Origin of the sequence: Advenella kashmirensis W13003 (genome assembly GCF_000506985.1) — a bacterium.
GTDB classification, from domain to species: Bacteria; Pseudomonadota; Gammaproteobacteria; order Burkholderiales; family Burkholderiaceae_B; genus Advenella; species Advenella kashmirensis_A.
This window is the reverse complement of the sequence record NZ_KI650983.1, coordinates 120,609-132,479: the sequence shown is the minus strand read 5'-3', so window position 1 is coordinate 132,479 and position 11,871 is coordinate 120,609. Positions and strand designations below refer to the sequence as shown.

Sequence of the window (11,871 nt, the reverse complement as noted above, 5' to 3'; positions counted from 1 at the left end):
CGTTTCCGTTACAGTTTGATGCCTGAACGGCGCAATTGTGCGATCGATTGCGCCTGAGCCTGCTCCAGCGCTTGCCTGGCTGTCATCTGTCCGGTGACAACCAGTGCAATGACCTTATTCAACTGCTGGTCAATCTGGGGGTAGACTGATACTGTGCGATATTTCATGTGGCCGGTGGTTGCCGCCATGTCAATGGCATCGAGCGATAGCTGGGCAAGATCGGAGCCATTGATTAACTGCCGCTTGCGAAACGTATCGGATTTGATGTCCGACAGCCGCGCCGGGGAGCCATATCCTGCAGCAACGGCTTTAGCCGTGGTTTGTTTCGACAGCGCCCATTGGATAAATGCCCAGGCCGCGTCCTTGTTTTTCGAGCCAGCAGGTATGCCCAGGCCATGCACGCTGGTCCCCGGGAAGCGGCCTGCCGGACCCCTGGGCGGTAATCCGAACTTGACTGTTTTTACGGTCCTGCTTGAAGCAGCATCGCCCAATTGGGCCAAATACAATTGGCCCTGGTCAGAGAAATTCACGCGTCCCAGCTTAAGAGCCTGTATCACCTGATCCGGGGTATAGCTGACCGCGCCGTTGGGGCCGAATTCGCGAATCAGATTGGCATAATACTCAACTGCAGCGGTTGCTTCCGGTGTGGTCAGTGCTGGCGTGAGATCATCTGGCACGTAGCGGAAAACATCGGCGCCAAAAGCATGAAGATAGGGCACGAATGTCCAGCCATAATGATTGTCAGCGACAAACCCTGCCACCTTTTCCTTTTGGTTGACCGCGCGCAGAACCTTGAGCAGATCATCGGTCGTGTCCGGAAAATCCAGGCCAGCCTCCTGTACCAGATCGAATCGGGAGGAAACATGTAACAGCGCTTCAGATGTCCACGGCACGCCATACAGTTTGCCATCCCGTCCGGTTTCGGCGTCGCGGGCGCCTTTGACAAAGTCATTGATGTCCCAGTCGGCAGGGGTGACGTTGCGATCGGCAATGTAGTCATCCAGCGGCGTCAGCCAGCCCGAGTTGATCCAGCGACTGGAGTAGATGAACGTGACATTGACAACATCGTAGGCAGCACCCTTTGTGGAGAGTTCCAGATCGGTACGCTGGTTGTAGACGGGAAACGACGGTGTGTCGAAATTGACTTTAGCGCCTGTCTGCGCTTCAAATTCCGGAATCCATTTTCTTAGAAGAGAAGGAAATGCGGCGCTGAACGTGGACACATTGAGCGTCACGCCGTTCAGTGGCTTTTTACCTGCGGCGACAGACCGGCCCGGCAGGGCCAGCGACATGCCGGCAGCCGTGAGCGTGCGTAGAGCGTGGCGTCGGGACTGTCTGTTTACTGGAAGCGTGGATTTTATTTTTGCGTTTTTTGTGTTCATACAGTCTCAACCTGTTGTTGCTCATCGTTGACACCCGTGACGGCCTTAACAGATTCGTCCGGCACATCGTGTGGAGATGTTCTGGTGCGACTGGAACGCCCGTCGATCGATGTGGCCGGCCCACCCTGCACGGTGACGCGTCGCACCACGCGTGGCTGATTGCCGTAGTCGTTGACGGCGTAATGTTGTGTCGCGCGGTTGTCCCACATGGCCACATCGTGTTGTCGCCACTGCCAGCGCACTGTGTTGTCCAGTCGCGTGACCCGGTTTTGCAGTAATTCAAAAAGACGAGCTGATTCGGTTGTGGAAAAATGAGTCAGCGATTTGATGAAATGGCCCAGCAGCAACGCGCGCTCGCCCGTGACCGGATGTACATGCACCACCGGATGTTCAGCCTCGTAGAGCTCGGAGATGAACACGTTTTTGTGATGTTCGATTCGTGTCTTGTCCAGCTCCTGACGATCTTTTGCGTAGTCATAATCATTGCTGTGAACGGCCCACAATTGTTCTGCGAGTGCTTTCAGTTCCGCCGGCAACTTGTCATAGGCACGGGCGGTGTTGGCCCACACGGTGTCTCCACCGAATTCTGGAACCGTCACGGCGCGCAAAATGCAGATCTTCGGATAATGCGCCTTGAAGGTCACATCCGTATGCCATGAATCGGCGCGTCCGCCTCCCTTGGATGCGTCCAGTTCAAACAGGCGTGTGCCTTGTCGAGAAGGAACCGTTGGATGGGGCTCGGTATTGCCAAATCGCTGACCGAATGCCTGGTGAATGGTATCGTCCAGATGATCCTGTCCGCGAAAAAAAACCACTTTATGCTTCAGCAGAACCTGTTCGATATCGTCGATAATGTGCTGCTGCAGATCGCCCGAAATGCGAAGCCCGGCAATTTCTGCGCCGATATGGCCGGCCGCGCGGTGCACGGTAAAGGCCGAGTAAGTGGATTCATTAGTGTCAGCCTGACTGTTGCTCATGTTTTTCTCCCAAGTGTCTGACGATAGTAAGCAAGCGCAAGCCGGGATGGAAATACAACATACGCATGACCAAATTTCCTGTGAGGAAATATACTTATCCCGGGTCCTGCACGCGCAGGAGTTTGTTTTGGATAGCGGGTCTTGATGGATGGGGCGCAGGGACAGCCCCATGACGGCGCATGATCGCCTGTGATATTCTTTCTGCTTTCAGATGACCGAACGTGGGATACGAACACACCATGCAGATTGAACTCAGACCGTTTCAGGCAGATGATACCGATCAGACTGTTGCCTTATGGCAGGCCTGTGGCCTGACCCGACCCTGGAACGATCCTTACAAGGATATCCGGCGCAAACTGGATGAAGACCCGTTGCTGTTCCGGGTGGCTGTGTACGATACACAGGTAATTGGTTCGGTGATGGCGGGCTTTGACGGCCATCGTGGCTGGATTTATTATCTGGCCGTACTCCCGCAATATCAATCCCGTGGACTGGGAAAGCGGCTGGTGCAGGATGCGGAGGCACGATTGCATGCGATCGGCTGCCCCAAGATCCAGTTGATGATCCGGCAGGAAAACACTGCTGTCAGCGCGTTCTATCAGACACTGGGCTACGAACCGGCAGACGTGGTGGTGCTCGGCAAGCGGCTGATTGCAGATCAGTAGAGTAGATAATGAGTTGGGTGAGTGTATGGGCGCGGGGTTGACAGCGCCGAATCGCCTTCTGTATGTGAGACGGCGCGTACTGTCAATCACGCGCCGTCCCCGGAGCGCCTGTATCAGGCGGTGAGATCAGGGCCGGAACCGCTGATTTCAACTGCTCCTGTCGGAACCAGAATGTTCGTTCGCCTCATCATTTTTGAAGCGCTGATATAACGTCGCAACCAGTGGACCCGTGATATTGTGCCAGACGCTGAAAATCGCGCTGGGCACGGCTGCCGCCGGTGAGAAATGTGCAGTCGCCAGTGCGGCACCCAGCCCGGAGTTTTGCATGCCCACTTCAATCGAAAGCGTTTTGCGCTGCGCCACGCTCAGACCAGACAGTTTGGCCAGCCAATAGCCCAGCAGCAGGCCAAGGCCATTATGCAGTATGACGACGGCAAAGATTTCCAGACCGCTGCTGGCAATTTTTTCCTGGTTGCCGGCAACGACAGCAGCCACGATGGCGACAATCGCCACCACCGAAACCAGAGGCAGCACGGCAACGCCGGCCTTCACTTTGTCCTTGAGGATTGCCTGAACGATCAGGCCCAGCGCGATCGGCACAATCACAACCTGTACGATAGACCAGAACATGGCGGCAGCGCTGACGTCCAGCCATTGACTGGCCATCAGATAAATAAGTCCGGGTGTCACGATGGGTGCCAGCAGTGTTGTGACCGACGTAATGGCAACGGATAGCGCAACATCGCCGCGAGCCAGAAAGGTCATGACGTTGGAGGCGGTGCCGCCGGGGCAGCAGCCGACCAGAATCACACCGACCGCCACTTCAGGACTCAGGTTCAGTCCGGTTGCCAGCAGCCAGGCCAGCCCCGGCATGATAATAAATTGGCCTAGCACGCCAATGGCAACCGTTCCGGGGCGGGTGAACACCTCGGCAAAGTCTTTTTTTGAAATGGTCAGACCCATGCCGAACATGATAATGCCCAGCAGCGGAACGATGTATTGGCCCAGCCAGGTATAGGCAGAGGGATTGAAAAAAGCCAGTATTGCGAACAGCAATACCCATATGACAAATGTTTTGCCAACGAATTGGCTCAGGCGGGCAATGGCCTGCATCATGAAATTCCTTGTGATAACGTCGTGCAGCGCTTGTCTGACCACCATCGGGAGGATGAGGCCACAGAGGGCGGGTGTCACGACGGGTAAGTGTATGGGGCGAATCACCGACTGGGGGCGGACAGGCCGGTAAACCTGGGACCCGGCTTGCTGTGCAGATCGTGCAAAAACAAAAACACCGGCGTTGCGCGCCGGTGTTGCGGTGCAGTAAACTGATTGTACTGTGTTTCAGGTCACGGTGGGGTTACCCTGCGTAGACAGGGTAATGTTGTGCCGGTGCAATTTGCGATAAAGCGTATTGCGGCTCACACCCAGCGTGCGGGCCACGTCGCTGATATTCCAGCGATGGGTCTCCAGCAATTGAATCAGGGTGATCCGCTCGCTCTCCTGCAGGGGATTGACCGGCTCATGCTCTTCTGCCTCGGTCATGCTCTCCAGATAGCACGATGCGGGTGCGCCATTCTGTACGCTCTGGTTTTGCGCAGCGGCAAGCGGGCCCGGCAGGTGTTGCATGCCGATCGTTGCGCCATCGGCCAGGACCGCCATGGTGCGCAGCACATGACGCATCTGTCGCAGATTGCCGGGCCAGGCGTACTGCATCAGAACCATCAGGACGTCATCTGCCAGCGGCACCCGTTGGCCGGCTTCTTCTTCAAGAATCAGGTCGATCAGTTGTCGTTTATCCTGGCGCTCCCTGAGCGGCGGCAGGCGGATTTCCACGCCGTTCAGCCGATAATACAAGTCTTCACGGAATTGGCCACGCGCCACCAGATCGCTCAGATTGCGATGGCTGGCGCTGATCAGTTGAATATCGACGTCGACCGAGGTATCGGCCCCCAGTGGTGTTACCTTGCGTTCATCCAGTACCCGCAGCAGGCGCGCCTGCAGGGCCAGGGGCATGTCACCAATCTCATCCAGCAACAGCGTGCCGCCGTGGGCCTGCAGTATTTTGCCGCTGCGCCCCTGACGCTGGGCGCCCGTAAATGCGCCGGCGCGATAACCGAACAGTTCGGACTCGATCAGACTCTCTGGCAGCGAAGCGCAGTTGACGGCTACAAACGGGCCTTCATGGCGTGGACTGCGATGATGAACCGCGTGCGCCAGCACCTCTTTGCCTGAGCCGGTTTCTCCGTAAAGCAATACCGGTACGCCCTTGCTCACCACGCGCTGGGCCAGTTCAAATTGTTCACGCAGGAACGTGTCGCCCAATTCAATGCGCGATTGCGGCGTTCCGCGGGTGCTCTTGCATGGGAGCGTTGTCAGCTCGGTGGCTTTCTCAGAAGCCAGTTGCACTGGGCGGGCAGGGCTGGCCTGGTTCTGGACATGAGTGGAACCTGCAGGCGGCAGCTGGGCCACAGCGAAAAAGCGGCTGGAAGCGCCTGCCCGATAAATGGGGACCGGATGAAACGAACTTTGCATACTGCGCTGCAAAAGCGCCTCGAGCGTCGACTGGAAGATTTCATCGAAGCGGTAACGACGCAACTCTTTCATGCCGGGAAATCCCAACTGGACCAGGGCGCTTTGGTTGGCTGCGACAATGGTGCCATCGTCTTCGACCATCAGCTTGCCATCGTGTACAGTATTGATGCTTTCCGGCCGACTGTGAAAATGAACCGGATGCGCATGCTTGCAGTTGACCGTGAGCAGACGGTTTTCGATCATGCGTGCTGTCATGCCTATGAGCACCAGGGAGTGCTGCTGCAACAGGGATGAACGGCTGGTGACGTCCAGCACGGCAATCATTTTGCCGGTGTGGTCCATCACGGGTACGGCCGAACAGGTCAGCAAAATATGTTTGTACAGGAAATGATCTGTCTGGCGGATCGCGATCGGCTCGCCGACAATCAGGCAGGTGCCCATGCCGTTGGTGCCGACTTCTTCCTCGCTCCAGACCGCGCCCAGGCGCAGGCCCAGGCTGGACAGGTCGCTTTCCAGATGATCTGCCGCCACCATATGCAGAATACAACCGTCGGTGTCCACCAGAACAACGGCCAGCTCCGGATCAGCCAGTTGCTGATACAGAATATTCATTTCGTGTTTGGCTTCGGTAATCAGTACCCGTTTTTGCTCGGCGCGCTCAATGCGCTCGGCATGTGTGAGGACCGGCGGCAGTCGCCGGCTTTCCGGGTCCAGACCATAATCGTTGACGCAGCGTCCCCATGAGGATGCGACCGCTGGGTCGATATCCGGCACCATGGCGCCATGATGGACGATCTGGTTGATCCGTTCAATGTGATTGCTCACCTCCAACGAGTACATGTCTCCTCCTGCTGTGCACCAGCCTCGTCCTGGTCATGGCCGGGGCGGGATTTTTGTTTTGCGTTTTTGATACATATGTTTATATCTTTTAATCTGATTGTATATCAGCTGGCGCGCTGTGCGCGTCTGGTTTGCCCCTATCAGTGTGACAATTTGTCGCCGGTGGCCGTGGCATTGTGTAACCCTGAACGCGCTCGTGAATTGGCGTCGTTACGAAATACCAGTGGCTTTTCCTCGATTGCCACGGCTGATTTCTGAGTGATCATATCGGTGATGACATGGTGATGGGGCGATTTGTCGCAGACCGGGTCCGCGTTGGCAGCGTCTCCTGTAAGCGCCAGGGCCTGGCAGCGACAGCCGCCGAAATCACGGTTTTTTTCCGGGCAGCTGCGACAGGGGTCTTTCATCCAGTCGTCGCCGCGAAACTGGTTGAAAGCGTCGCTGTGATACCAGATATCATGCAGGCGCGTCTGCGTGACATCGGGAAATTGCAGGCCGGGAATGGTTTTGGCCGCATGGCAGGGAAGGGCAGAGCCATCGGCCGAAACCGCCAGAAAAACCGAACCCCAGCCGTTCATACAGGCCTTGGGCCGGGTTTCAAAATAGTCGGGCACGACAAACAAAACACGCATGCGGTTGCCGTGCTTTTCACGATAGCGGTTGACCGCGGCTTCGGCGCGCTCCAATTGCGCCCGGTCGGGCAGAAGCTGTTGTCGATTGATCAGCCCCCAGCCGTAATACTGGGTGTTGGCCAATTCCAGGTATTCGACGCCCATCTGATCGGCCATGTCGATAATGCGTTCGATATGATCCAGGTTATAGCGATGCAGTACCACATTCAAAACCATGGGATACTCGAATTCACGGATCATGGCGGCGACGCGCGATTTCAGATCAAACGTTTTGGTGTGCGACAGAAAATCATTCATCTCCCGGGTCGAATCCTGGAAGGATAATTGGATATGGTCCAGTCCGGCCTCCCGGAATGCCGCCAGGCGTTCACGTTTCAGGCCCACGCCCGAGGTAATCAGATTGGTATAGAAACCCAGCCGGCGGCCTTCGGCAATCAATATTTCCAGGTCATCGCGCAACAGGGGCTCACCGCCTGAAAAACCCAGTTGTGCCGCGCCCAATTCGCGCGCCTGCTGCATGACATCGATCCACTGTGCCGTGGTCAGTTCGTGCGTATTGCTGGCGTAGTCTACCGGGTTATAACAGAACACGCAGTGCAGCGGGCAGCGGTAGGTCAGCTCGGCCAGCAGCCAGAGTGGCGGGGCAACGCTGGCCGGTGGTTTGGCCTGAACGGCTTGGGGCATATCCATGATGACCTCTATTTGATCCAGCCACGCTCCTGGGCCGCTTGCAGAAACGCTTCTACATCATTCTGCAGGCCTGTCGTGGCAAAACTGTTTTCCAGATCGGCAACAATCTGCGCAAGCGTGCGCTCGCCATCGCATCGACGCAAAATTTCTGCGGCGCTGTCGTTGAGTTTGACCATGCCTTCAGGATACAGCAGGACGTACGCATTTTGCGCCTTTTCATACTGCAGGCGAAACAGGCGGGATAGCAGCGGCTTTTCAGGCAAAGGAGCTGAATCAGGCATGGTCCACCTCGCTGTGGCTCAGGTCGCAGGCTTTTTCTATCGCATCCAGCATGGACCAGAGAATATCCAGTTTGAATTGCAGGATTTCCAGTGCCCGTGCCTGTTGTGAGCGAGTGGTAAAGTAATCCAGCGTGACTTCCAGGCCGTGCTCGACATCCCGCTCGGCCAGCGAAATCCTGCTGCGGAAATATGCCAGCCCATCACTTTCGATCCAGGGGTAATGACCGGGCCAGTTGGCCAGTCGATCTTTGTGAATTTTGGGCGCAAACATTTCAGTCAATGACGAGCAGACCGCCTCCTGCCATGGCGCCTGGCGGGCGAAATTGACGTAGGCGTCCACCGCAAAGCGCACGCCCGGAACGACGCGTTTCAGTGACCACAACTCTTCGCGGCTGATGCCGACCGCCTCGCCCAGGCGCGTCCATGCCTCGATGCCCCCTTCGTTGTCGTCGAATCCATCGTGGTCCAGCATCCGCAGGATCCAGCGTCGACGGGTTTCTCTGTCGGGGCAGTTGGACATGACCGCCGCGTCTTTCAAAGGAATGTTGATCTGATAATAAAAGCGGTTGGCAACCCAGCAACGGATATCTTCTTCCGATAGCTGGCCACTGTTCATCCTGACATTGAAGGGATGATGAATGTGATAGCCGGCACCTTTGGCGCGCAGTTGCTGCTCAAATTCGGTACGATCCCAGGCATTGGGATCGGTCTGTTTGGTGTTATAGCCTGCGAGGCTGGAAAGGGTGATGCTCACAATGTGATCTCCATGCCGTCAACGGCAATTTCTATTGCATGTGCCTGCAGCACCGCGGCTTCCTGCGAATCCTGGTTCAGGATGGGGTTGCTGTTGTTGATATGAATCAGAATCTTGCGCTTATCATCTCCCAGCGAGTCCAGCACGCTGATCATGCCGCCCGGTCCTGATTGGGGAAGATGACCCATTTGCGCAGCGGTCTTGCGCGACAGGCCAAGACGAATCATTTCGTCTTCGGTCCACACGGTGCCGTCCACCAGGATACAGTCTGCGCGCGACATGGCTTCAAGCACCAGCGGCTCCATCTGACCCAGTCCCGGTGCATAGAACAGGGTCTTGCCGGTTTTTTCATTTGTCATCAGCAGGCCGATATTATCGCCCGTCTGCGGATTGGCGCGGTTCGGAGAGTAGGGGGGCGCCTTGCTCGATAAGGGGAACGGCATGATCGTGATATCGGGCAGGTGTTCAAGACGCAGAGGCGGGCCGAAGCGGTTGGCCTGGACGTCAATGGGCTGGTGCTCCAGTCCGCAATAATGAGACAGCACTTGCGTCAGAGGCAGGCCGCTGCTCAGGTCATGCCAGACAGGCTGTGTACAGTATAACGGTAGCGGCGTGCCGCTTTCGCGCAACATCAGCAGTCCGGTGACGTGATCAATCTGTGCGTCCATTAATATCACAGATGTGATACCGGTGTCGCGTATGCTGCGTGCAGGCTGCAGGGCAGGATTCGATTGAATTTGCTTGAGAATATCGGGGGAGGCATTGACCAGCAGCCATTGAACGCCATCGGCTGAAACGGCAATGGACGATTGCGTTCGGGGAATGGCGCGAATGGTGTTGCGACGGATGCCATCGCAATTCGGGCAGTTGCAGTTCCACTGCGGGAATCCGCCGCCAGCGGCAGAACCAAGGACAAGAATTTTCATAGGTAGCATGCAAAACGGCGCTGGCTCACGCCAACGCCGCATGGTAAGAGCAGTATTTGCAGATTAGCGGTTGGCAATGTACATCGTGATTTCAAAGCCGAAACGCAGATCGCAAAACTCGGGGGTTGTCCATTTCATAATTGTGTCCTTTACAGATTGGATGATTGAAGTGGCTGGCTGAACGATGGTGCTTGAACGGCCAGTACGACGTTGATATTTCAGGTTTGATACTGTCATACATGACTGTAAAACGCTGTGCAGTCAAATTAATGGTAGCATGACCCCGATATTTGTCAAGGCGCTTTAACCTGCAAAAAAATTCCGGTATCCGATCGCGTGCGCAATTCGTGGTCAATGTGCGCCACCGGTCCAATTGCTGTCAGGAATGTTTTTTGAAATGAACTCGCCTCTCTCTCAAGGTTTCTTAAAAACGCCCGACGATCACGATTTGTATTATGCCCAATATGGCAATATGCAGGCTCCGGCAGTGGTTGTCCTGCATGGCGGACCCGGCAGCAGCTGTTATCCCGGCATGCTGGACTGGTTCGATCTGACGCGCTGGCGGGTCGTACTCTTTGATCAGCGCGGTTGCGGCAAAAGCCGTCCTACCGGCAGTCTGCAGCATAATACCACGGGCCATTTGGTAGACGATATCGAACGTTTGCGCCAGCATCTGGCCATCTCCGAATGGGTTGTTCTGGGCGGTTCCTGGGGCGCGTTCCTGGCGCTGGCCTATGCTGCAGAGCATGCGCAGACCATTCGTCATTTGCTGCTGCGTGGCGTGTTTTTACCGTCCCGATTGCAATTGCAATGGTTTTTTCAGGATCTGCGCGCCCTGGTCCCCCAGGCCTGGCAGAGGCTGACAGAAACCATGACGCCAGCGGAAAAGGCATCGGTGTTCGAGACGCTGGCCTCCGGCCTGCTTGGTTCTGACCAGGATCGTCAACGTGATATCGCGCAGCGCTGGGGTCAGTATGAAGACGGTATCATGGCAGCCATGATGCAGCGCAACGATCAGGCGGATCGTCGCGCGTCGAAGTACAGTGAAAAGCAGCAGAGTCATGAAGAGCAGACTCAGGCAATGATGCGCAGGATTCACAAGTTTCGCATCCAGGCTCACTATCTGCATCACCAGGCCTTTGTCGAGCTGCCGTCGCTGCTGTCCCGGCTTGAACGGGTCGGCACACCGGTAACCGTGGTGCACGGTACGCATGACTGGATTTGTCCTGCGGCAAATATCCATTTGCTGCTGCCTTATCTGCGTCAGGCCGATATGCGCTGGGTGCCGGGCGGCACACATACACCTGCCGATCCGCTGCTGCTGGCGGGCCTGCGCCAGGCCCTGATTGATATTTCCTCGTCGCCTGAATAAGTCTGCCGACGGTGCGCAAGTGTACCGGTTGCCGGTGCAATGCCAAGGGGATGGAACAGCCTGTATCGTATTCTGAACAACTCCTGGTTGATGCCGGAAAGAATGGAACCTTGTCCCGTCGCGGTTTTGGCTTGGCTGTGCCTGCGTCTGATGGATGCTTTGCCGGTTCTGCACAATGCTCTCCCGCCTGGCATGGAAGTTGCTTGAGTACAAACTAACGCCCATCCATAACCAATCCGGAGACACATATGAGTTACAATATCCATCCCGCCGTTAACAATGGTGTTCAGGCAAGGGCAGACAATAATTTTACCGGCGGCAAGCTGGTATGTGATTGCGAGACTGACAGGGTCGAAGTCACAATCAATTCGCAATCGGCTCATAATCACCTTTGTGGTTGTTCCAAATGCTGGCGGCCGACCGGCGCCCTGTTTTCCCAGGTTGCCGTCGTACCGAAAGAAGCGGTTCAGGTTACTGCCCATGCGGACAAACTCAAGGTGGTAGACGAGTCGGCCGCCATTCAGCGACATGCATGCAGCGGTTGCGGTGTGCATATGTACGGGCGGATTGAAAATACCCAGCACCCATTTTATGGACTGGATTTCATCCATACCGAGAGATCTCCCGATACCGGCTGGTCTGCGCCTACATTTGCCGCTTTCGTATCTTCTATCATCGAAACCGGAACAGATCCTGCCGAGATGAGCGGGATTCGGGCGCGCTTGAACGAACTGGGACTGCCACCCTATGATTGCCTGTCGCCGGCACTAATGGACGTCATCGCAACGCATGTTGCAAAATCAAAACATGCATCTTAAGC

The 11,871-nt window shown here is 56.1% G+C and carries 12 protein-coding genes; 3 read left to right on the top strand and 9 right to left on the bottom strand.

The genetic code is table 11. From position 1 onward, the window contains the following. Positions 1-8 precede the first annotated feature (8 nt). Positions 9-1,382, bottom strand: coding sequence for an ABC transporter substrate-binding protein (locus W822_RS44530; protein ID WP_024007307.1), 1,374 nt, complete (start codon positions 1,380-1,382; stop codon positions 9-11). Continuing rightward, entirely contained in the window at positions 1,379-2,359 is a 981-nt protein-coding gene (locus W822_RS44525) for a TauD/TfdA dioxygenase family protein (protein ID WP_024007306.1), read from the bottom strand. Before W822_RS44525 ends, W822_RS44530 begins: the two co-directional genes overlap by 4 nt. A 239-nt stretch (positions 2,360-2,598) precedes the next feature. Between W822_RS44525 and W822_RS44520 the strand changes: the two genes are divergently transcribed. Beyond that, complete coding sequence (locus W822_RS44520; protein WP_031243735.1) at positions 2,599-3,024, top strand: GNAT family acetyltransferase; 426 nt, start codon at positions 2,599-2,601, stop codon at positions 3,022-3,024. Positions 3,025-3,171: 147 nt separating this feature from the next. On the opposite strand, the gene W822_RS44515 is transcribed toward W822_RS44520, so the two are convergent. From W822_RS44515 to pqqA, 7 genes are all read right to left on the bottom strand, one after another. Beyond that, complete coding sequence (locus W822_RS44515) at positions 3,172-4,137, bottom strand: bile acid:sodium symporter family protein (RefSeq protein ID WP_024007303.1); 966 nt, start codon at positions 4,135-4,137, stop codon at positions 3,172-3,174. 228 nt (positions 4,138-4,365) lie between these two features. Continuing rightward, positions 4,366-6,396: a sigma-54-dependent Fis family transcriptional regulator gene (locus W822_RS44510; RefSeq protein WP_024007302.1), complete on the bottom strand. Its 2,031-nt coding sequence runs from the start codon at positions 6,394-6,396 to the stop codon at positions 4,366-4,368. Positions 6,397-6,536: 140 nt separating this feature from the next. Further along, positions 6,537-7,718 (bottom strand): pyrroloquinoline quinone biosynthesis protein PqqE, encoded by a 1,182-nt coding sequence (gene pqqE / locus W822_RS44505; protein WP_051401869.1) that lies wholly within the window; start codon positions 7,716-7,718, stop codon positions 6,537-6,539. An 8-nt stretch (positions 7,719-7,726) separates the two neighbouring features. Continuing rightward, positions 7,727-7,999: a pyrroloquinoline quinone biosynthesis peptide chaperone PqqD gene (gene pqqD, locus W822_RS44500; protein WP_024007300.1), complete on the bottom strand. Its 273-nt coding sequence runs from the start codon at positions 7,997-7,999 to the stop codon at positions 7,727-7,729. Beyond that, complete coding sequence (gene pqqC, locus W822_RS44495) at positions 7,992-8,753, bottom strand: pyrroloquinoline-quinone synthase PqqC (RefSeq protein ID WP_024007299.1); 762 nt, start codon at positions 8,751-8,753, stop codon at positions 7,992-7,994. Before pqqC ends, pqqD begins: the two co-directional genes overlap by 8 nt. Then, positions 8,750-9,679, bottom strand: coding sequence for a pyrroloquinoline quinone biosynthesis protein PqqB (pqqB, locus tag W822_RS44490; protein ID WP_024007298.1), 930 nt, complete (start codon positions 9,677-9,679; stop codon positions 8,750-8,752). The genes pqqC and pqqB overlap by 4 nt, the downstream gene beginning before the upstream one ends. 63 nt (positions 9,680-9,742) lie before the next feature. Further along, a complete protein-coding gene (gene pqqA, locus W822_RS46245; RefSeq protein WP_014751277.1) occupies positions 9,743-9,817 on the bottom strand; it encodes a pyrroloquinoline quinone precursor peptide PqqA in 75 nt (24 codons plus the stop codon). A 259-nt stretch (positions 9,818-10,076) separates the two neighbouring features. On the opposite strand from pqqA, the gene W822_RS46015 reads away from it, so the two are divergent. Both W822_RS46015 and gfa read left to right on the top strand, forming a co-directional pair. Next, complete coding sequence (locus W822_RS46015) at positions 10,077-11,051, top strand: alpha/beta fold hydrolase (protein ID WP_024007297.1); 975 nt, start codon at positions 10,077-10,079, stop codon at positions 11,049-11,051. A gap of 248 nt (positions 11,052-11,299) precedes the next feature. Then, positions 11,300-11,869, top strand: coding sequence for an S-(hydroxymethyl)glutathione synthase (gfa, locus tag W822_RS44480; RefSeq protein ID WP_024007296.1), 570 nt, complete (start codon positions 11,300-11,302; stop codon positions 11,867-11,869). The last annotated feature ends 2 nt before the right edge of the window (positions 11,870-11,871 follow it).